Source organism: Paenibacillus sp. sgz302164 (assembly GCF_056120505.1).
In genome coordinates this window covers 16,352-37,636 of record NZ_JBVYOL010000042.1, presented here as the reverse complement: position 1 = coordinate 37,636, position 21,285 = coordinate 16,352, and the positions used below count along the sequence as shown (strand labels likewise).

Below are 21,285 nucleotides of genomic sequence, written 5' to 3'. Positions count from 1 at the left end.
GCTTGTGCTTTAAAGACCTTTATTAAACTAACGATTTGGCCAGACGATCAAGCTTTCCTGCGATGCTTCCATCATATAAACGGTCGCCGATTCTCACTTGGATGCCGCCGACGAGCTTAGGCTCCACGACATTCGCAACGCGAATCGTTTTACCGGTAATCTTGCTGAATTGAGCCGCAATTTCCACTTGTTGGGCGTCCGTCAAGCTTGCTGCCGAGTACACGGTTGCGTTCGCTTGCCCGAGAGCTTCATTAGCAATCTTCACATATTCGACCGCCAAAGCAGACAAAATCGCCGCCCGGCCTTTATCGATCAAGACTTGCAGCGTGTTCCACACCGGTTCGGAAACTTTGCCTTCGAAAATCTGTTTCAGCAAATCCGTTTTCACGGAAGCTCCGATATTCGGATGGCCGAGGAACTTCTGCAGATCCGCATTGTCCTTAACCGCATTGACTACAGATTTCAGCTCTTCTTCCACTTGGGAGATCAGGTTCTTCTCCTTCGCCACTTCGAACAGAGCTTTGGCATAACGCTTCGCTACGACGATGTCACTCATACGTTGCCTCCTACCTCTTTGAGGTAATGCTCAACCAATTCTTCCTGTGACTTTTCGTCGATTTGCTTTTCGATAATTTTGGAAGCGATCAGAACGGACATCGCACCCACTTGGCTGCGAAGAGCCGCAACCGCTTTGTTTTTCTCGTTCTCGATATCTTTCAGCGCTTCGTCTTTCAGACGGCTCGCTTCGGCTTGTGCAGCGTGGATAATCTCATCCGCTTGTTTGGAGCCTGTTTGTTTCGCTTGCTCGATAATGTCGTAGGCTTCCTTGCGGGTTTGCTGAAGGGCTTGTTTTTGCTCCTCTAGCAGTTGCTCGGCTTGCTTGCGGCTGTTTTCGGCCGTTTGAATTTGATCTTTCACCAGTTGTCTGCGTTTTTCCATCATCCCAAACAGAGGACCGAACGCAAATTTGGAGAGCAGCAAATACAAAATCAAAAACGCGATGATCTGTATAAAAAATGTGGACCATTCAATATGCAAGTAACGTCACTCCCTTCTGATAACGTGGGCAAAACGAAGGCGTGGAGGCTAAATGGCCATCCCCGCCAAACGAATTCTTAAGCACGGCCCATGAAGATAAATGCAAGAACCAGCGCAACGACCGGCATTGCCTCTACCAGACCGACCCCGATGAACATTGTAGTTTGAAGCGTACCGCGAAGTTCCGGTTGACGGGAAATACCTTCCAGTGCACGACCTACGATCAAACCGTTACCAATACCTGCACCAAGTGCCCCTAAACCAAATACAATACCTGCTGCGACTAATGCTAAAGCTCCCATTGAGAAAATCCTCCCTTAAATTGAGTAGTTTTTTATATAAAATGACTCGAGACTTCCCGAGGTAAGTCTTGCTGTTAATGCTCTTCTTCGTGAACGAGCGTTTGCGAGATGTAAACCATCGTCAGCATCGTAAATACGAATGCTTGAATCGCGCCTACGAACACACTGAAGCCCTGCCATACAAAGAGCGGCGCAATTCCAAACCAGCCTGCCCCGATGATGACAGATATCATAATTTCACCTGCATAAATGTTACCGTATAGCCGAAATGCAAGCGTAAGCGGCTTGGATACGACTTCAATCAAATGAAGGATCAGCATAGCCCCTTTGTACTCAAAGTAATGCGCGAAATAATGCTTCGTGTTGCGGGTTATCCCTAAGTAATGGCTCAAGAAGATAACGATAACGGTAAGCGCTCCGGTAACCGCGATGTCCGCTGTCGGAGACTTCCACCAGGAGACGTGATCCTCGGTAACAATCGAGAACGGAAGCCCCAGCATGTTGCCGATAAAGATATACATGATCAGCGACAGCCCCAGCGCAATAAACGGCTTGCCGTGCTTGGAACCGATCGTGCTTCCGATGATGCCTTCCACAAACTCGATGGCCCATTCCAAAAAGTTTTGCAATTTCGATGGATTCTGAACCGATGCTTTGCTGGCTCCGGCAATCGCAAGAATTAAGACAATAATGCTCGTAACTCCGATCATCAACAGCGCAGACGCATCGAAATGAATGCCCAACCATTCAAACCCCGGTGCATGATGTTCCATGTTTTCCATTTTCACCCCTTTCAACGATTGAAATTACTTCCCTGACCTCTTAATAGAAATAATACCCAATACGATTGTTGCCAATTGTGCGAAAAAGTATCCGACCACCGTCGTGGGTAATGCGACATGTTCCGGATATCGAATTGCGATAACTCCAGCCAAAGCTGCTATTGCCGCCCTTGTCAAAAAGCCGATAGGCCCTTTGCGCCCCTTCTTTTCAACTACAGTTTCCGTCAGCTTGCGGATTTTCCAGGCCAAGTATCTTGCATTGATCATGCTGGCCAAGGAGCCGAGCATCAATCCCGCAATGTAGGCTCTGTAATCCACGAGAAGGGCCCAAGCAGCCAAGCAAAAGGATAAGAAGAAGAGAAACACATTTTGAACCGTTTTCAGATGGGCTGAAAATTCATCCATCATAGCCCTCCGTACTGCTTTATCATGAAGTAAATGCTGACGACGCCAGCCGCTAGTCCAAGCAAAAATCCGGCAAGCAACCAGAGCTGTCCCCCAAACATGTGACTCAGCCATTCGCCAAACCAATACCCGGCCAATAAACATACGACAAGATCGACACCGATTGCAGTAGTTAAGGCGGCTGCCCGCCACGGATTATCTTTGGGATCTGGCTTATTCATCGCATCCTCCTGGGAGCTTTCCGTTCGGAAAGCTTGCCTCGTAAGCCTAGGCTGAATCCTCATATATTGTATCGAAGCCATGCAAGGTTTGTCAATTGAAGTAACTTCTTGTGTTTCTTTCGCCAGAACGACCCAGAGCCTTGCGGCTCTAGGGTTTGCCGATTTTCAAACCGAACAGTTCAACTGTACGCTGTAACGTTTGTCATCATTTTGTCACGGTTGAAAAGGCGCCGGACGGTCGGAAGCTAGGCCAAAATGGTGCAGAATGGCCTGAACGATGCGCTGGGACGCTTTTCCATCCCCGTAAGGATTGGCCGCCTGGCTCATTTTATTGTACAAAGCGGCGTCTGTGAGCAGGGCTCTGGCACGCTCGTAAACCTGCTCCTCGTCCGTGCCGACAAGCTCCAAAGTGCCTGCGTCAATGCCTTCCGGACGCTCCGTCGTTTCGCGCAGCACCAGGGCCGGCACCCCGAATGACGGCGCTTCTTCCTGAATCCCTCCCGAGTCGGTAAGGATCATGTGCGTATGCGGATAAAAATTGTGCAATTCAAACACGTCAAGAGGCTCGATCAGCTTGATTCTCGGATGGTCGCCCAAAATTTCGTGGGCGGGCTCCTTCACGGCCGGACTCGGATGCACCGGATACACGATGGCGATGTCCGTGAACTCGTCGGCAATCCGCCGCACGGCGCGGAAAATTTGACGATGCGGTTCCCCCTGGGACTCCCTGCGGTGCGCCGTCATCAGAATCAGCTTGCGGCCGGCCGCCCATTCCAGAATCGGATGCTGAAAATCTTTTTGCACCGTGTATTGGAACACATCCGTTACGGTATTCCCCGTTATGTAGATGCGCTCTTCGGGCTTGTTCTCTTTGCGCAGGCTGCTCGCCGACAAATCCGTCGGGGCAAAATGAAGATCGGAGAGAACGCCGGTCAACTGCCGGTTCATTTCTTCCGGATACGGCGACATTTTGTTCCACGTCCGCAGTCCCGCTTCCACATGGCCCACCTGAATTTGTTGGAGGAACGCGGCGTAGCTGCCGAGGAACGTAGTCAGAGTGTCGCCATGGACAAGGATCAGATCCGGCTTCGCCTCCCGGAAAACAGGCTCCAGCCCTTGCAGAACGCGGATCGTAATCTCGTTCAACGTTTGCCGGTCTTTCATTACGTTCAAATCGTAGTCGGGCTTGATTTTGAAAAGATCCAGCACTTGATCCAGAATCTCGCGGTGCTGCGCCGTTACGCACACGAGCGATTCGATATGTTCCGGATGCTTCTGCAGCTCCAGAACGAGCGGAGCCATTTTGATAGCCTCAGGTCTGGTGCCAAAAATCGTAATGACTTTCAAGCGTTTCATCGGTCTCTGTCTCCCTTTTGCTTATTTAGTCCCGAACAACCGGTCGCCTGCGTCTCCCAAGCCAGGCACGATGTAGCCGTGATCGTTCAAATAATCATCGACGGCGGCCACATAAATATCGACGTTCGGATGTTCGTTTTGCACGGCTTTAATCCCTTCCGGCGCCGCAATCAGGCACATCAGCTTGATTTGGGTGCAGCCTCTGCGCTTCAACACGTCGATAGCCGCATTGGCCGACCCGCCAGTAGCCAGCATCGGATCGATCACGATCAGCTCCCGCTCCTGAACGTCCGTCGGAAGCTTCACATAGTATTCGACAGGTTGAAGCGTATCCGGATCACGATAAAGTCCGATATGTCCGACTTTCGCCGCAGGAATCAGCTTGAGAATGCCGTCCACCATCCCGAGACCCGCCCGCAAAATCGGAATAAGACCGAGCATCCTCCCGGAAATGATGCGGCAATCGGCAGTCGTAACAGGCGTCTTCACTTGAATATGTTCAAGCGGAATATCTCTAGTAATCTCATAAGCCATTAAAGTGGCCACTTCATCAACGAGTTCGCGAAAATCTTTTGTTTTCGTATTTTCATCACGAATGTAGGTAAGTTTGTGTTGAATAAGCGGATGATCGCAGATGAATACTTTTCCCATGGGTTTCCTCCTAAGCGTTTTGCACGGCAAAACCTGCTTTGTAAGCGCGTATATCGACAATTACGCAAATCTTGTCTATTATATCATATGTTATCCAACTTATCTTCTGAAAAACCATTGGAACATTTCACAAATTTAATAAAAGAAAACAGGCAATTCGTCCCCCGCCGAGCTTCCGGTTCGGGTTGCGGTGCTGGAGTGGAGGCCGCGTTACTCCTTCCACCGGTTGCGGCACTGGCGTCGAGGCCACAAGGCGGTTTGGCAGAGAAAATGCCTGCAAAAATGCAGGTTTTTTCCGCATAAATGGTTCGTTTTGGCGAAAAGCCTGCGAAAGTGCAGGAATTTTCGATAAAAATGAACCAGAGCCCCTGTTCGCGGCGAAAAGCCTGCACAATTGCAGGAATTTTTCGTCACCGGCGTTTCAACCGGGAAAAAACTGTACTTTTGCAGGTTTTCCTCATACTAACAAGCAGATTGTGCGACCGGCTCTGGCGTGCAGGTTTCCGGGCATCATCAAAGAGCAAGTAGACCCGATTATTTTCATTCTTTAGGGTGACTTCTACGGCGTCCTGAGGGTTTGGGCAGGTTTTGCGGAGCACTCCGCCCCCGTAAACTTAAAAAAACCGACCCCGGCATCATCCGGAGTCGGTCGTTGCAGATCAAAATCAATTAATAGCTCAAACCTGGATAAAGCGGATATTGCGCCGTCAAATCCTTCACGATGCCGCGAGCTTGTTCGAGCGTCGCTTCGTCTTTAGGATTTTTAAGCGTAAGCGCGATGACTTTCGCGATCGTTTTCATCGCTTCTTCGCCCATGCCGCGGGAAGTCGCCGCAGGCGTGCCAACGCGGATGCCGCTTGTGATGAACGGGCTTGTCGGATCGAAAGGAATGGCATTTTTGTTCGCCGTAATGCCGATTTCGTCCAAAACATGCTCCGCGTCTTTACCGGTAATGTTCAGGCTGCGCAGATCGATCAGCATCAAATGGTTGTCGGTGCCGCCGGAAACGAGCTCGATGCCTTCCGCTTGCAGAGCTTCGGCCAGCGTTTTCGCGTTGTTGATGACGTTTTGCGCGTAAGTTTTGAATTCAGGCTGCAGCGCTTCGCCGAAAGATACGGCTTTTGCCGCGATCGTGTGCATCAAAGGTCCGCCCTGGGTGCCCGGGAATACGGCTTTGTCAATGGCGGCCGCCCACGACTTGCGGGTCAATATCATGCCGCCGCGGGGACCGCGAAGCGTTTTGTGCGTCGTAGTCGTTACGAAATGGGCGTGCGGCACCGGATTCGGATGCAAGCCTGCGGCAATCAGACCGGCGATGTGCGCCATGTCTACGAAGAACAATGCGCCTACGTCGTTCGCGATGGAAGCCAGCGCTTCAAAATCGATAATGCGCGAATATGCGCTCGCGCCGGCAACGAGCATGCGTGGCTTATGCTTGAATGCCGCTTTGCGGACTTCGTCGTAATCGATGCGGCCGTCTTTTTCGCTGACGCCGTAAGCGACGAAATTGTACAAAATGCCGGAAGCGTTCACCGGGCTGCCGTGCGTCAAATGACCGCCATGTGCCAGGTTCATGCCGAGAACAGTGTCTCCATGACTCAATGCGGCCAAATAAACGGCCATGTTCGCTTGCGCGCCTGAATGAGGCTGTACGTTCGCATGCTCAGCGCCAAACAGCTCTTTGGCGCGGTCGCGCGCGATATCTTCCACGATATCGACGTATTCACAGCCGCCGTAGTATCTTTTGCCCGGATAGCCTTCCGCGTATTTGTTCGTCAGAACCGTACCCATAGCTTCCATAACGGCTTCGCTGACGATGTTTTCGGATGCGATAAGCTCGATTTTGTCGCGTTGACGGCCCAGTTCCAAGTTCATCGCTTCTGCGATTTTCGGATCTTGCTTGCTTAAAAAGTTAGTAGACATGTTCAGTTCCTCCCTGGTCTTCTTTGTATTTAAACGTACAAACGCAGCGAAACTAACAATCCGCTTTCGGAGACGCGGCAGCGTACTGTTGTTCGGCTGTCTCCTCCGAGTACACAGCCCGCATGCCGCCGATCAACTTCGGCCGCGTGTAAGCCATAGTCACATAGGCGTGGCCGATATTCCGCACCGGCGGACGAACCGGCACCGCGACACGGCGAAGGTGCATGCCGATGAGCGTGCTGCCGATATCGATCCCGGCGTGAGCCTCAATCGTCTCGACGACTACGGGCCGGGCAAAATGGCGGTACGCATAGGACGCCATCGCGCCCCCGGCTTTCGGCACCGGAATGACGGACACCGGCTCCAGACGGGGATACAGCGCGAGCACGTCTTCCTCCAGCACGAGCGCGCGGTTCAGATGCTCGCAGCATTGAAATGCCGCGTGCAGCCCGAATTCCCGGCACACGCGCCCGGCCGCTTGAAAGATCGGCTCCGCCGCGTCCAGCGTCCCGGATGTGCCGATGCGATGCCCGAGTATTTCGCTCGTGCTGGTGCCGATGACAAGCAGCTGTCCGGGCTTCAACCCCCCCGCCTGAACCAGCTCACGCAGATTGGCTTCAACGGCTTCAGCAATCGTAGGCAGAATGGAATCAGTCATCGGATTCCCTCCCGCGGCTTACGGATGAAGCGCGAAGCGCTCTTCGATCTTTTGAACTTTACCGATGCGGTTCTGGTGGCGAACGCCTTGCGAAAATTCCGTTTCCAGCCAAATTTTCACGATTTCTTCGGCAACGCCAGGCCCGATGACGCGCTCGCCCATAGCCAATACGTTCGTATCGTTATGCTCGCGAGTCGCTTTGGCGGAGAACAGATCGTGAACGAGGGCGCAGCGGATTCCGGGAACTTTGTTGGCGGCAATCGACATGCCGATGCCTGTCCCGCAAATCAGGATGCCTTTATCCGCTTCCCCGGCAACTACTTTCTCGCATACTTCCAGCGCATAATCCGGGTAATCGACGGAATCCGCGCAGCTGCAGCCGAGATCCAAAACCTGGTGGCCTAATGATTCGATAAAAGGAATGATGACATCTTTCAAACGATACCCTGCATGATCCGCACCCAATGCAATTTTCATCGGTAAACGCTCCTTTAAAATTCATTTGTCCTTCCTATTATAGCCCATTACCCACCGGAAAACGAAAAAAAGAGCAGGACACGCGAAAGTACGCGCGTTGCTCTTTTGCCCAGGCGACCGGCCGTATAACCCGATGCTCCATTGTGGTTAACCCCACTCGTCGCCAGTTACATCGAGTCTCAATCAATACGTCTATTTTATCGCATTCCGGCGTGCCTGTAAAGGTGATATCCGCGGGGCGGGTTCGCGCAGGCAAGGCAAGCCGATTCCGCCGGATCCGCTCCAAACCCGCTTTTCTAGGAATCAGTCCTAAGGGCCCAGCAAATTCGATCCGTTCTGCCGCTCGCGCAGCTTTTGCACCAGCTTATCCAGACATTGTCCGATTTCAACGGCTGTTGCCCGGTAAATGTCTATGGAACCGCCGAACGGGTCGGAAATATCGTAATCGGGAATGCTTCTTTCCAGCTGCAAATACCGGCTTCTTTCCTCGGAGGAAACCGTCTGAGCCAGCGCTTGTTTGAGCTGAATCTCGGCTGCAAGCCGTTCCCGCTCCTCCATCGCGCGCAGCACGTCCGGATTATCCTCCACGTACTCCTTGAGCGTATAAATTTTATCTACGGCATCCGGAAAACGCTGAACAACCGAACGCTTATGGCCGACCGTCATCGTCAAAATCAAATCCGCCCACTGCACCTCGGCCTGCCCAATAAAAAGAGAGCTGATCTTGTCCCGGAAACCCGCTTCTTTCAAAATCGCGTCGCTGTTGTGAGAAATGGCCCCTCCCGTAACAGCGGATACGCCGGCGGAACGGACCTCGGCCGCTAGCCCTTCTTTTTGCACCTTGACCCGCAGCAAGCCCTCGGCTAGTGGACTGCGGCACGTATTTCCCGTACAGACAAAAAGTATTCGCAACATGATCCCCTCCTCCTCCCCTTTATTGTATCACAGCAAAAATTTGATCCCAAATGCGAGCAAAATCAACCCGCCAAACGCCTCGCCGTACTCGCCGACCCAGTGTCCGACGCGTCTGCCTACGAGCAGGCCGCCAATCGACATCAGCGCTCCGAAGGCGCCGAATACAAGCACCGTCAGCACGATATCCGTAGCGAACATTCCCAGCGATACCCCCACCGAGAAAGAGTCTATACTTACGCTGAGCGCGAAAATAATAAGCCCCCACAAAGTACGGTGGTCGAAAGAGACGGCTTCCCCGCCGCGAAGCGAGCTGTATATCATATGGCACCCCAGCAAAGCCAGCAGGCAGCCTCCCGCAGCAGTAGCGACATGTCCCAGAAGAGAGCTGACGTAGTGCCCCATGAACATCCCCATTAAAGGCATAATAATATGAAAAATGCCGATAACGACGCTGATTTTGAGAATGTCGAGCAAGCGGACGCCCCTCATACCGATCCCTATCCCCAGGGAAAAAGCATCTAGTCCTAATGCAATCGCCATAATGATGATGGTAAGTAGCTGCCCAAGTGCAAAGGATGATGCGAGCATGCTGCAGTCCCCCTGTCCACGGTTTCTTTCCCAAGATATGCGGACAAACCGGGAATCATGCCAGCTATACTCGAACAAGCCGATGACCGGCCGCTTTGCGCAGACGATTCATAATCGCCTGGCCGATGCCGTCCTCCGGACAAGCCTCGGCATTAATATAACCAATGCCCTCTTCGTCAAAACGCCGCAAAGCGGCGTAAAGCTCCCGGGCGACCGTCTCAGGACGGGACAAGCTGCCGCAGGCAATCACGAGATCGGCGCGATACTTTCCCGCATTTTCCTCATAGGTGAGGACGCCTGTCGACTCTCCCCGCTCCCGGGCAGCATCGATATCGCGCTGAATCCAGGCCGCCACATCATCGGGTGCGGCCCCTTGAACAATTTGCATACGGCCCTTCGGGGCGTAATGCGTGTATTTCATCCCCGGCGAACGCGGCGCTTCCGCTTCTTCGCTCCATGCTTCCTTCGCCGGTTCGTGCACTTGCACATCCGGCAGAACCGCCCGCAGCTGTTCCGCCGTCACGCCCCCCGGACGAAGAATGTACAGTTCGTTATCGACGATCTCGATAACCGTCGATTCCACCCCGACTCCCGTAGGCCCGCCATCCAGCAAGCCGCCGATCCGGCCGTCCAGATCCTCCTTGACGTGGGATGCGGCGGTAGGGCTCGGTCTGCCCGAGCTGTTTGCGCTAGGAGCCGCAACAGGGCACCCGGCTTCCCGGAGCAGACGCAGCGCGACGGGATGGTCGGGAATCCGCACGCCCACCGTAGCAAGTCCCGCCGTCACAAGCGGCGAAATGCCGCCCGCTTCCACAGACAGCACGATCGTTAGCGGTCCCGGCCAAAATGCCTCCATCAACAACCGGTGCTCGTAGGTGACGGCTGAATCCGCTACGAGGTTATCCAACTGCCGGATATCTGCGATATGAACGATCAACGGATTATCCGACGGACGGCCTTTGGCTTGAAAAATACGCGCCACCGCTTCCGAGCTCGTAGCATCCGCGCCAAGCCCGTACACCGTTTCCGTCGGAAAAGCTACGGTGTCGCCGTCTCTAAGCAGCCGTGCGGCTTCGGCAATCGCGGCCTGTTCCTCCCGCGGCCCACCGTCCGCATCCAATTTCCAGTATATAGTCACATTAAGTTCCATCCTTACTGCATGTTGTTCCGCCCATTTTCCGGCATCGGCATAAGATTTCGCCGCAACTTCCGATCAGCCGGGATCAGCTTGATCACTTGATCAGCCAAACCAGGATGCCGCTTTTTTGAGCATTTCCCATAAGAAAAATTTAACTTCCGGTTTCTGTTCTCCGGCCGAAGCCGACTTACCGTCAGGTGTATCGCCCGCACCGGCCTTTACCGCCGGTTTGCCGGCGGCCTGGCTTTTATCGGCAGCTTTGGCGGACGGCGCCTCTTTGCCGGAAGCGGCCTTCGCATCCGCGGGCTCCGTCTTGGCCACAACCTCGGCCGTAGTCGCCACCGCTTCTCCCGACACCGAGTCGACGAAGCACAGCGGAGGAAACAGCACGCACCACCAATTCTGCCCCTGTCCGCTGCCGATCGTCACGCGCAGCGCTTCGTAATCGCCGGCCGGATAAACCGTATTGCCGTACAATTTCGTAGGAAAAGGGACGACACCCAGCTCTACCGTATGCGAATAATCGTAGCCGCGCTCCCGGATCATCCGGCCGATCAATGCGTCGAATTCCGGCAAATGCGCCCTCACGACGGCTCTGGCCTCGTCCAGCGTATGCGGACCGACGACCCACTCCTGCATGCGGGCGATGATCGCATCGCGAATCTCGCGTTTGAGCGCCTGATCCGGCGCAGAGTCGGAATTGGCAAGAATGCGCAGCCGGATCGACTCTTTCGGGATTTCCGACGCCACGACCGCGGCATTCGTGCGATTGCCATCCCAGCTTGCAAGCAAAACGATAAGTGCAAAAGCCGTATACCATAAAAATTTATAAGAACGATTCACTCTCTTTACCATCTGGAAAAGCCCCTTTCCCTTCGCTTCTACCAGACAGTATGGGCAAAAATAAAAGGGGCTAAACCTAGCAATCTATTTAAAATTCGATAGAAAAATAGGATGAAAGAGAGAGGAACGGGATAGTCCCTCAATCCCGCTCCGGCGCACGGATCGCCAGAACGTGGCGATCGATGCCCGCGAGATCCGGCACTATGCGGATCTCGTCCCAATCGGCGGCTTCCCGCAGCATAGCCACCACGTCCTGCGCCTGCCGGATGCCGACCTCGAACCCGACCACGGCCGGGATTCGCGGCAGCAGCGGCAGCTGCCCGATCATGCGGCGGTACAGGTCCAGCCCGTCCGGACCGCCGAACAAAGCCGTGTGCGGCTCATACAGCCGCACCTCGGNTGCCGGATGCCGACCTCGAACCCGACCACGGCCGGGATTCGCGGCAGCAGCGGCAGCTGCCCGATCATGCGGCGGTACAGGTCCAGCCCGTCCGGACCGCCGAACAAAGCCGTGTGCGGCTCATACAGCCGCACCTCGGGCATCAGCGCCGGAAGGTCGCTGTCCGGGATATACGGTGGGTTCGACACCAGTATATCCGGCGCCAGACGGCGCTCGATATAAGGCTCGAGGAGATCGCCCTCGAGCCACTCCACACGCGCGGCCACGCCGTGCCGCCGCGCGTTCGCGCGGGCCATCTCCAGCGCCGCCGCGGAGATGTCGCTGGCCGCCACGCACCACGCAGGGCGCGCGTGTGCGACCGTCACCGGGATCGCGCCGCTCCCGGTGCCTACGTCCGCAAGGAGCGGCGCGCCTTGCGGGAACAGCCGCGAGCCCTCGTGCAGCACGGCTTCCACGAGGAGCTCGGTCTCCGGCCGCGGAATCAGCACCGCGCCGCTAACGGCAAAAGGAAGGCCGAAAAACTCCTGCTCGCCGGTGATATACTGCACCGGCTCGCCCGTGGCCTTCCTGGCAACGAGCTGGCTCCAGCGGTCCGCCAGCTCCGGCGGCAGCTGCTCCTGCCAGCCCAGGAGCAGTTCGGTCCGGCTCCAGCCCAGCAGGTGCTGGAGCAGCAGCTCGGCGCAGGCGGCGGCTTCCGCCACGCCCTGCGCCGCCAAAAAAGAAGAAGCCTCTGCATAGGCTTCTCTAATCGTCTTCGCAGTCGGCATCACATCGCCTGCTCCCCTTTTTCCAGCAGCTCGGACTGGGATGCGATCGTGAGCGCCGACACGATTTCGTCCATGTCGCCGCCGAGCACGGAATCCAGCCGGTGCAGCGTCAAGCCGATCCGGTGATCCGTAATCCGGCTTTGCGGGAAGTTGTAAGTCCGGATGCGCTCGCTGCGGTCCCCGGTGCCGACTTTGCTTTTTCGCTCGCCGGCGTATTTTGCTTCCTCTTCCTCGCGCATCTTGTCGTAAATCCGGGTGCGCAGCACTTGCAGCGCCTTTTCCTTGTTCGAGTTCTGCGATTTGCCGTCCTGGCAAGTCGCCACAATCCCCGTCGGGATGTGCGTCACGCGCACCGCCGACTTGGTCGTGTTGACCGACTGCCCGCCCGCTCCGCTGGAGCAGAACGTATCGACGCGGATATCGTTGTCGCTGATGTCGATCTCCACTTCTTCCGCCTCCGGCATCACGACCACCGTCGAAGTCGACGTGTGAATCCGCCCGCCGGACTCCGTTGTAGGAATGCGCTGCACACGGTGCGCGCCGCTCTCGAACTTCAGCTTGCTGTAGGCGCCTTTGCCGGTGATCATGAAGATGATCTCCTTAAAGCCGCCCAAATCGTTCAAGCTGGCGTCGAGCACTTCGGTCTTCCATCCTTGCCCATCGGCGTAGCGCGTGTACATGCGGTACAAATCCGAAGCGAACAAAGCCGCTTCGTCGCCGCCTGCGGCGCCGCGGATTTCCACGATCACGTTCTTATCGTCGTTGGGGTCCTTCGGCATCATGAGAATTTTGAGCTGTTCCTCCAACTGCGCGGATTGCTCCGTAAGTTCATCGATCTCCATTTTGACCATTTCACGCATCTCGTCGTCCAGTTTCTCGTTCTGCATGATTTTGGCTTCTTCGAGCTGTTCCGTCACACTTTTGTATTGAATATAAGCGTCGTACGCTTCCTGCAGATCGGATTGCTCCTTGGAGTACTCTCTGAGCTTCTTCGTATCGCTGGTAACATCAGGATCGCACAGCAGCTCGCTTAATTTCTCATAGCGATCCGCCAGTGCCTGAAGTCGATCTAACATTTCGGATCACTCCTTTTTATCGATTTTCTTTTATTTTAAACGTTAAAGCGGAAATGCATAACATCTCCATCCTGCACGACGTACTCTTTGCCTTCCAGACGAAGCTGGCCTTTTTCCTTCGCTCCGTTCATCGAACCCGCCGCGGTAAGATCATCGTAGGAGACTACTTCCGCGCGGATAAAGCCGCGTTCGAAATCCGAGTGAATCACGCCGGCCGCCTGCGGGGCTTTCATCCCCTTGCGGATCGTCCATGCCCGTACTTCCTGCACGCCGGCCGTAAAATACGTATATAAACCGAGCAGCTTGTAAGCCGCTTTAATCAATCTATTCAAGCCGGACTCCTTAAGTCCCAGCTCTTCGAGGAACATCGCCTTCTCCTCGTCCTCCAGCTCGGCGATTTCCGATTCCACCTTCGCGCTGATCGGCACAACCTCGGCATTTTCCTGAGCGGCAAATTCCTTCACCTTTTGCACGTACGGGTTGTCGTCGGCGGAAGCCACATCTTCCTCGCTCACGTTAGCCGCGTACAGAACCGGCTTCATCGTCAGCAAATGAAGATCGCGCACAATCAGCTTCTCCTCATCGCTCAGATCCAGGCTGCGCGCCGGCTTATCGACATACAGCGCTTCTTTGATGCGCTCCAGGCATTCCACTTCCGCGACATATTTCTTGTCGCCGCCCTTCAGGTTTTTGCGGGAGCGCTCGATGCGTTTTTCCACCGAATCCAGATCGGCCAAAATCAGTTCGAGGTTAATCGTCTCGATATCGCCGATAGGATCGACTTTTCCGGATACGTGCGTAATATTTTCGTCCACAAAGCAGCGCACGACATGCACGATCGCGTCGACTTCGCGGATATGCGCCAAAAATTTATTTCCCAGACCCTCGCCTTTGCTCGCGCCCTTGACCAGACCCGCAATGTCGACGAATTCGAAGGCGGTCGGGACGATGTTCTTCGGCTCTACGATCTCGACCAGCCGCTGCATTCTTTCGTCCGGCACTTCCACGACTCCGACATTCGGATCGATCGTGCAGAACGGATAATTCGCAGATTCCGCACCCGCCTGTGTAATTGCGTTAAACAAAGTCGATTTGCCCACGTTCGGCAGACCGACCACTCCGCAAGAGAGACCCATTTATATTCACTACTCCTTGATAGTCATTTTGTCAAATTCTTAAATCATTATATATTAGTCCACGCCTAATGTCACTTATCTGAAGAGACTTCCGCAAGCGAGAAAACCGCTTAATTACTCTCAAACTGCCCAAAAACCCCCGCGTCAGAGGCGATAGCCACAATCTGCCTGTCTGTACGATAAAAAAACTGCAAAAATACATGAATTTGCGTCCTTGATAGCTGGCTATGAAGAATTCCTGCAAAAGTGCAGGCTTTTCACCTAACATATGGACTCAGATTTACTTTCAGCGGAAATTCCTGCGCTTTTGCAGGTTTTTCGCCAAAATAGGCCAATTTCTCAAAAAAACCTGCACTTTCGCAGGTTTTCTCCCAGCCAAACTGTCTCCTGTCCAGTTGTATAGTTCCACGACCGACACTGGGAGAGACGGCGCCCATGCCAATTATTTGTCCGATTCTTGCGGTCCAAGAGCTCCGGCCGGATCGCCGCCGCGGTGCAAACGGTCGTAGAACCAAAGGTAACCAAGCAGGCAAACAGGCAGCGCATATTCGACGCCAAGTATAGCCCAAGTGAGAAATTGATCCATCTTGTGGCTCTGATTGAAGGTCGGCATAAAAAAACACGTCCCGACGGCAACAAGCAGCCAGAGCAGGCGAAAATGACTGCGGTGATCCTGCTTCCCAAACAGCCAGCTTGTACAAAATACGCTTAAGTAAAAAGTAGGTATCCATGATAATGAAAACATGAATAAATAAAACGAGATAAACAACACTTCGATTCGTTCGATAAACTTAAACTCGATGGCTTTCAGGATGTTGACCACCGGTTCATTGTACTCTTTCATTTCGTAAGGACTGTAGTACACGAAACAGATGATCGTGACGGACAAAAATATGAGCATCGTCAATGTGTTGGATGCAAGAACACCGACATAAGCCCTTTGCTTGTTCGTCAAAAACGGGTACATCATCATCGTTATGCCAAATCCCCCGAAGGAAATGAATGTTGCTCGAAACGCCGAGAAAACGGGTTTCCAGCCTTCCTTAAGAACCGGCAGAAGATAGATCCAGTGGGCGTCCTTGAGCGGAGGCAGGTAGGCAAACGGAATCCACAAGGAAATAAAAAAAACAAGCTCCGCATATCTCCCCGTAATCCGCAGTCCGCTGCGCGCAACAACATAAGTGGGGATGAGCAGCAAAAGCATGACGAGAAAGGGCGGAGTTTGCGGCAAAAGCCACTGGTTCGTATAAAGAACGAGCCTTGTAATCCCTACATATCCATAAAAAAAGAAATAGAAGGCAAACAAGATGCTCCCCGCGTTGCCCGCCCATTTGCCCATGTATCGCGTCAACAGATCGAGCAAGGTCCCGTCAGGGTATTTCTTCATGATCCGGACCATAACCAGGCTCGCCGACGTCGAGAATATCCAGCCGATAATAAGGCCGATCCAGCCGTCCGTACCTGCCCGCTGAGCCAGCAATTGCGGCAAATTCAACAAACCCACGCCCACTTGAACGCCGGAACTGATGCAAATAAACTGCATGAGCGTGATTTCATTAAACGCATATTTTTTCAATGTCCATCACCCTCCGGACGGTTTTGAGCGCTGATTGGGGTTCGCCAAACGTTTATTTCACAGGTCCCATAGCTCTTAACGTTACTTTTACCGAAACATGAATGTCCGCCTGGGCCAGCGCTTCGCCCCAATGATCCTGAACCTTCTTATACTGCTGATACTCATACGCACGGGCATAGAGTCCAAGTCCGATCGGATCGATTGCATACTTTTGGAATTTCTTTACAACGGTTTCAAGCTGCTTTTGTATCTGTTTGGAAACAATTTGTTCCAGCTCTTTTCCTTTCTCCTGAATATCGTAAGGAAATAATTTCTCCGTTACTCCGATTAACATGTTGACGTTCAAATTGAATTGAAATTTGTCCTGACGGTAGGCAACCTTTGTTTTCGTCTTTACTTTATCGGCGGAAAAACTTAACTTGTCGGTCGCGAACGCATCCGTTGACGTTTCTCCGGGAATCGCCAGCGTCAAGCTGACGGCCTTTTTCGCCCGGTTTTGCAATATTCGCAGCAAGACGGTTTCCGAAGCGTCCAGTGAAGCGACATATTTGCCCTTATGATTCAGAAGCGCCGTTCCGCGAAGCGCAACTTCATTCTTATTCAATTCGATTTTGGCAATGCTAGGAGTTATCCCTTTTTCAAACATTTGCCGGTGCAGCTCTTGCACTGTCGTCTTCACTGTTTCCGAACGGGCGTCCTTCGTGTCGACCATCCCCCGCAGCAGTAAAGGCAGCATCGGCTGATCCTTCGGATTCAAATAAATGATCTCGGAAAGAGGTCCGTCGAAATAAAGGACCCTGTCGGCTACCGTATTTTTCGAATCGCGAAAAAGGACGTCCGTCATCGTGAACCAGTCCTCATGCTTCAGAAGGCGTTTGCCGACAACGAACACCTGGTAGTTCTTGCCTGTGAAAACGCCTGACGAATGGGCGTCCTGCCCGGCTCTCGACTCGCGAAACGTTGGCGCTTTAGCTTTGGTTTCCCGGCTCTTCTTCTTGACATTTTTGCTGAACACCGGAAAAGTCGAGTACATGACAGGATTATTGTCCGGATCGAGGTCCAAGCCGAGCGCAAGGGGGAGATTGGCGTCTTCCATATCCAGACGGTCGGAGCATCCCGGCATCATGACGAAGGCTATGGCAATAGCGATAAGCCTGATATACAGTGAACGCTTGATCATAAGCATCTCCTCCACTCAATCGTTCTTGCGCCCTGTCAATCTCCCTATGCCGTCGCAAACTTCACTTCACGGGCCCCATACTTTCCAAAGTGACTTTCACGGATACATGTACGTCCGCTTGGGCGAACGTTTCTCCCCAATAATCTTCCACTTTCTTGTACTGCTTATATTCAAAAGCTTGTGCGTAGACCCCGAGGCCGAACGGATCGATTTTATACTTTTGTATTTTCCTGATGAGGTTCTCGAATTTCTTTTGCAATTGTTCGGCGATCAACTGCTCCAGTTCGGTTCCCTTTCCTCGCATATCGTAAGGAAATAACCGTTCCGTCAGCGCAATAGGCATTTTAATGCTCAAATCGAAACGAAATTTGTCGTCGCGATAGGAGGTCTTGACCTTCGTTTTTATTCTTTCGGAGCTAAAGCTTAACTTGTCCGAATTAAGCGGACCACGCTTCGGATAGCCGGGAATGGAAAGCGTCAAGCTGACCGTTTTTTTCGCTTCACTTTGTAATATTTGCATGTAAATGGTTTCTTCCGCATCCAGAGAAGCGACATATTTGCCCGTATGATCAAGGAGGGCCGTTCCGCTCAACTTAATCTCATTATCCATCTGAACTTCAGCAATATAGGGAGTCATCCCCTTCTCATATATTTGCCGGTGCAGCCCCTGCATCGTTGTTTTCACCGTCTCCGATCTCGAACTCTTCGTATCGACCATCCCTTTCACTAATACGGGGAGGAACGGCTGGTCTTTCGGACTCATGAAGATGACTTCAGAGAGAGGACCGTCGTACATAACGACTCTGGAGGTTAACGTATTTTTTGCATCGCGAAAGAAGACATCCATAATCTTGAACCAGCCGGGATGCTGCAAGAGGCGTTTGCCGACAAGGATGACAATAAGCTTTCTGCCCTGAAAAATGCCCGGCGTATAGGCATCCAATTCTCCCCTCCCCTGTCTGACCGTCTGCACAGGTACGCCGAGTTCCTTGCTTTTCTTCTTGGCGCTTCTGCTGAACACAGGCATAACCACAAAGTTAACCTCTTTATTATTCTCATCGAGATCATAGCCCCCCAAAAGCGGGATTGCGGCGTCTTCAAGATCCAGTCGGTCGCTACAGCCCGAGACGATGATAGCCATGACGATAGCCAGCATAAAAATCCGCCGTTTGTTCATAAGTTCTTCCTCCACCGGAACCGGTCATGCATCCACATCAAAATGATTAAACAAACGGGAAATATGTATTCCACGACGATCCCGATGTAAAGGAGAAATTGTCCCATCCGGTCGTTTTGATTGAATGTGGGCATGTAGAAAAATGTGCCGACAGCAAGCAGCAAACAAATCACACGCAACTGTCCCCGATGATCCTGCTTGCCGAGCAGCCAGCTCGTGCACACTACGCCCAAGTAAATGGTCGGAATCCATGCCAAGGAAAACACTAACAAATAAAACGCTATAAACAGCACTTCGATCCGTTCTACAAACTTGAATTCAATTATTTTCAATACATTGACCCCAGGCTCGTTGTATCCGGAAATTTCGTCCGGGCTGAAATAAACAAAACAAATGATTGTGACGAACAAATGTATGAACATTGTCATCGTATTTGAGACGACAATGCTCGCGGAAGCCTTTTGCTTATTTTGCAAAAACGGATACAACATAAACGTCGTTGAAAATCCTATGTAAAAATAGAGCGCTTCCGGCACGCCCTTCATAATAGGCATCCACCCTTCCTTCAGCACGGGAAGCAAATGAAGCCAGTGAGCTTCTTTTAGCGGAAACAAATAAATAACCGGTATCCATAGTGAAAGGAGAAATACAATTTCCGCATATCTTCCCACAACCCGAAGTCCCCCACGAACAATCACATACGTAGGGATAACCAGCAGCAGCATAAGGAGAAAGGGCGAAGTTTGCTGCAGCAGCCAGGCCTTCGTCATCAATATCGTGTATATGAGCCCTGTGTATCCGTAGAAAAAGAGATAGATAGCAAACAGGATGGCTCCCGCTCTGCCCGCCCATTTGCCCCAGTATCTGGTCAGCAAATCCAGCAAGGTATCATCGGGATTTTTTTGCATGATCCGGATCATGATCAGACTTGCCGCTATCGTTAAAACCCAACCGAGAATGAGCGAGATCCAGCCGTCCGTACCCGCCTGTTCGGCCATTATTCTGGGCAGCGCTACAAAAAAAACGCTCACTTGCAAACCCGAATTGATAAAAATATACTGCAGGGAGGTAATCGTATGACCCGCATTTTTGTTCATTTATCGTCACCCTTGGGACGGCTGGGGCCTTGCCGCATCGGTTGAACCGGTCTCGCGCTGACAGGACGCCTGTCCATTTTCCATAACGGCAGGCGAACGAACGCGTCCTTCCAATCGACCAGCCGGATTGGCGCGAGCGGAGTGCTGTAAGGAGTTCCGAGCGATTCCAGGGAAATGAGATGCCCTATCATCGTCATCATTCCGATAATTATTCCGACAAAGCCGAACATCGAAGCGGCCACCATCATCGCGAAGCGAATCAGCCGAATGGCGGCGACCATATCGTAGTTGGGCAGGATGAAAGAAGCGATGGCGGTAAAAGAGACGACAATAACCATAATATTGTTGATGAGCCCCGCCTGTACGATTGCCTGGCCGATGACGATGCCTCCGACAATGCCGACCGTTTGCCCGACCGGAGCGGGCAGCCGAATTCCCGCTTCCCGCATCATTTCAAGCGTGAGCTCCATAATGACCGCTTCCACAAAAGGAGGGAACGGTACGCGCCCTCTGAATTCCCCGATCGTGAGCAGCAATTTGATGGGAATGATCTCAAAGTGGTAAGAAATTACAGCTATGTAGAACGCCGGCAAAAAGACGGCGACAAAGAACGCAAAAAGTCTCAGCAGCCGGATAAAAGTAGCGATCGACCATCGTGTGCTGTAATCGTCGACGCTCTGAAAAAACGATGTGAACGAGGCCGGACCGACGAGCACGCTCGGAGAACGGTCTACGACAACGACGAATCTTCCCTGCAAAACTTGCGATGCCGCAGCATCCGGCCGTTCCGTCAAAATAAATTGCGGAAACGGAGAATACGGATTATCCTCGATCAGCTCCGCCAACTCGCCGGTATTGATGATCGTGTCGATATTCAGCATCTGAATCCGGTCTTCCAGCTCCTGCAGCACCTCGGGATGCGCGACATCCTCCAGGTATAGAACGGATACGATAGTATGCCCGCGTTGCCCTACTCTTAATTCCTTTATTTTCAATTCGCGGTTGGGAATGTAGCGCCGGATAAGCGCAACGTTCTGAGTGCTCGTTTCAACAAAGCCTTGATGCGCTCCTTTCAGGGACGCCTCAAGCTGCGGATCTGCAATCGCCCGCTGCGGCCAGCCCTGCGTATCGAGAGAATACGACTCCGCCCGTCCGTCGACAAAAAGTATGCTGCGGCCATGCAGAACTGCGACCTCGATTTGCGCCCACGCCTGCAGCGTAATAACCTGACCGATTGTCAAAATAAAATCGCCGTCCGCATCGTCGCTCCCATCCTCGAATTGAAGCGGGCGGAGCACGTTGTTGTTGATCGAGTTTTTATCCACGAGCCCGCTCAAATAAACAAGCGCGGCTTGCTCTCCCGTGCGCTTGATTGTAAATTGCCGTACGATCAGATCGGGAGTTTGCGTAAACAGGTTATGTAAATCGGCGATATTTTGCGATAGGGACGTACCGATGGAGTCGTTATTTTGCTGACGATTGGACCTCTGCGGGGCTGAATGATACTTTCTCCTGCCGAACAAGTTCGAAAAGCGCATCGCTCATCACCTCATTTTTGATGTCTGCTTCTGCTGTTCCA

Annotated in this window: 24 protein-coding genes and 1 riboswitch; all 24 genes read right to left on the bottom strand. The window is 52.8% G+C overall.

The features are described from left to right. Positions 1–22: 22 nt before the first annotated feature. A complete protein-coding gene (locus AC0LWT_RS36685) occupies positions 23–556 on the bottom strand; it encodes a F0F1 ATP synthase subunit delta (protein ID WP_474686763.1) in 534 nt (177 codons plus the stop codon). Continuing rightward, entirely contained in the window at positions 553–1,038 is a 486-nt protein-coding gene (gene atpF, locus AC0LWT_RS36680; RefSeq protein WP_474686762.1) for a F0F1 ATP synthase subunit B, read from the bottom strand. Before atpF ends, AC0LWT_RS36685 begins: the two co-directional genes overlap by 4 nt. A gap of 77 nt (positions 1,039–1,115) precedes the next feature. Then, positions 1,116–1,340: a F0F1 ATP synthase subunit C gene (gene atpE / locus AC0LWT_RS36675; protein ID WP_474686761.1), complete on the bottom strand. Its 225-nt coding sequence runs from the start codon at positions 1,338–1,340 to the stop codon at positions 1,116–1,118. A 74-nt stretch (positions 1,341–1,414) separates the two neighbouring features. Beyond that, a complete protein-coding gene (atpB, locus tag AC0LWT_RS36670) occupies positions 1,415–2,113 on the bottom strand; it encodes a F0F1 ATP synthase subunit A (RefSeq protein ID WP_474686760.1) in 699 nt (232 codons plus the stop codon). Positions 2,114–2,146: 33 nt separating this feature from the next. Then, positions 2,147–2,530, bottom strand: coding sequence for an ATP synthase subunit I (locus tag AC0LWT_RS36665; RefSeq protein WP_474686759.1), 384 nt, complete (start codon positions 2,528–2,530; stop codon positions 2,147–2,149). Further along, the gene (locus tag AC0LWT_RS36660) at positions 2,527–2,748 is read right to left on the bottom strand and encodes an AtpZ/AtpI family protein (RefSeq protein WP_474686758.1); all 222 of its coding nucleotides are present in this window, start codon (positions 2,746–2,748) and stop codon (positions 2,527–2,529) included. The genes AC0LWT_RS36665 and AC0LWT_RS36660 overlap by 4 nt, the downstream gene beginning before the upstream one ends. 213 nt (positions 2,749–2,961) lie before the next feature. Next, a complete protein-coding gene (wecB, locus tag AC0LWT_RS36655) occupies positions 2,962–4,104 on the bottom strand; it encodes a non-hydrolyzing UDP-N-acetylglucosamine 2-epimerase (protein WP_474686757.1) in 1,143 nt (380 codons plus the stop codon). A gap of 21 nt (positions 4,105–4,125) precedes the next feature. Further along, a complete protein-coding gene (gene upp, locus AC0LWT_RS36650) occupies positions 4,126–4,755 on the bottom strand; it encodes a uracil phosphoribosyltransferase (protein WP_474686756.1) in 630 nt (209 codons plus the stop codon). Positions 4,756–5,424: 669 nt separating this feature from the next. Continuing rightward, entirely contained in the window at positions 5,425–6,678 is a 1,254-nt protein-coding gene (gene glyA / locus AC0LWT_RS36645) for a serine hydroxymethyltransferase (RefSeq protein ID WP_474686755.1), read from the bottom strand. A gap of 52 nt (positions 6,679–6,730) precedes the next feature. After that, a complete protein-coding gene (locus AC0LWT_RS36640; RefSeq protein ID WP_474686754.1) occupies positions 6,731–7,336 on the bottom strand; it encodes a TIGR01440 family protein in 606 nt (201 codons plus the stop codon). An 18-nt stretch (positions 7,337–7,354) separates the two neighbouring features. Beyond that, positions 7,355–7,813 carry a ribose 5-phosphate isomerase B gene (gene rpiB, locus AC0LWT_RS36635; RefSeq protein WP_474686753.1) on the bottom strand — a complete coding sequence of 153 codons (459 nt, stop codon included), beginning with the start codon at positions 7,811–7,813 and terminating at the stop codon, positions 7,355–7,357. A gap of 100 nt (positions 7,814–7,913) precedes the next feature. Then, positions 7,914–7,994, bottom strand: a riboswitch (ZMP/ZTP riboswitch). A gap of 128 nt (positions 7,995–8,122) precedes the next feature. After that, entirely contained in the window at positions 8,123–8,728 is a 606-nt protein-coding gene (locus AC0LWT_RS36630; protein WP_474686752.1) for a low molecular weight protein arginine phosphatase, read from the bottom strand. Between the two features lie 27 nt (positions 8,729–8,755). Beyond that, positions 8,756–9,316: a manganese efflux pump MntP gene (locus AC0LWT_RS36625; protein ID WP_474686751.1), complete on the bottom strand. Its 561-nt coding sequence runs from the start codon at positions 9,314–9,316 to the stop codon at positions 8,756–8,758. Between the two features lie 64 nt (positions 9,317–9,380). Continuing rightward, the gene (locus AC0LWT_RS36620; protein WP_474686750.1) at positions 9,381–10,466 is read right to left on the bottom strand and encodes an L-threonylcarbamoyladenylate synthase; all 1,086 of its coding nucleotides are present in this window, start codon (positions 10,464–10,466) and stop codon (positions 9,381–9,383) included. A 90-nt stretch (positions 10,467–10,556) separates the two neighbouring features. Beyond that, positions 10,557–11,309 carry a stage II sporulation protein R gene (gene spoIIR / locus AC0LWT_RS36615; RefSeq protein WP_474686749.1) on the bottom strand — a complete coding sequence of 251 codons (753 nt, stop codon included), beginning with the start codon at positions 11,307–11,309 and terminating at the stop codon, positions 10,557–10,559. A gap of 127 nt (positions 11,310–11,436) precedes the next feature. After that, positions 11,437–11,625 carry a hypothetical protein gene (locus AC0LWT_RS36610; protein WP_474686748.1) on the bottom strand — a complete coding sequence of 63 codons (189 nt, stop codon included), beginning with the start codon at positions 11,623–11,625 and terminating at the stop codon, positions 11,437–11,439. Then, a complete protein-coding gene (gene prmC / locus AC0LWT_RS36605) occupies positions 11,622–12,464 on the bottom strand; it encodes a peptide chain release factor N(5)-glutamine methyltransferase (RefSeq protein ID WP_474686747.1) in 843 nt (280 codons plus the stop codon). The genes AC0LWT_RS36610 and prmC overlap by 4 nt, the downstream gene beginning before the upstream one ends. Next, positions 12,464–13,540, bottom strand: coding sequence for a peptide chain release factor 1 (gene prfA, locus AC0LWT_RS36600; RefSeq protein WP_474686746.1), 1,077 nt, complete (start codon positions 13,538–13,540; stop codon positions 12,464–12,466). Before prfA ends, prmC begins: the two co-directional genes overlap by 1 nt. A 35-nt stretch (positions 13,541–13,575) precedes the next feature. After that, positions 13,576–14,676, bottom strand: a complete 1,101-nt coding sequence (gene ychF / locus AC0LWT_RS36595; protein ID WP_474686745.1) for a redox-regulated ATPase YchF — start codon at positions 14,674–14,676, stop codon at positions 13,576–13,578. A 442-nt stretch (positions 14,677–15,118) separates the two neighbouring features. Next, the gene (locus AC0LWT_RS36590; protein WP_474686744.1) at positions 15,119–16,252 is read right to left on the bottom strand and encodes a GerAB/ArcD/ProY family transporter; all 1,134 of its coding nucleotides are present in this window, start codon (positions 16,250–16,252) and stop codon (positions 15,119–15,121) included. Between the two features lie 52 nt (positions 16,253–16,304). After that, complete coding sequence (locus tag AC0LWT_RS36585; RefSeq protein ID WP_474686743.1) at positions 16,305–17,432, bottom strand: Ger(x)C family spore germination protein; 1,128 nt, start codon at positions 17,430–17,432, stop codon at positions 16,305–16,307. Between the two features lie 61 nt (positions 17,433–17,493). Then, positions 17,494–18,609, bottom strand: coding sequence for a Ger(x)C family spore germination protein (locus tag AC0LWT_RS36580; protein ID WP_474686742.1), 1,116 nt, complete (start codon positions 18,607–18,609; stop codon positions 17,494–17,496). Beyond that, positions 18,606–19,706, bottom strand: coding sequence for a GerAB/ArcD/ProY family transporter (locus AC0LWT_RS36575; protein WP_474686741.1), 1,101 nt, complete (start codon positions 19,704–19,706; stop codon positions 18,606–18,608). The genes AC0LWT_RS36580 and AC0LWT_RS36575 overlap by 4 nt, the downstream gene beginning before the upstream one ends. Further along, the gene (locus tag AC0LWT_RS36570; RefSeq protein ID WP_474686740.1) at positions 19,703–21,244 is read right to left on the bottom strand and encodes a spore germination protein; all 1,542 of its coding nucleotides are present in this window, start codon (positions 21,242–21,244) and stop codon (positions 19,703–19,705) included. Before AC0LWT_RS36570 ends, AC0LWT_RS36575 begins: the two co-directional genes overlap by 4 nt. Positions 21,245–21,285: the final 41 nt, after the last annotated feature.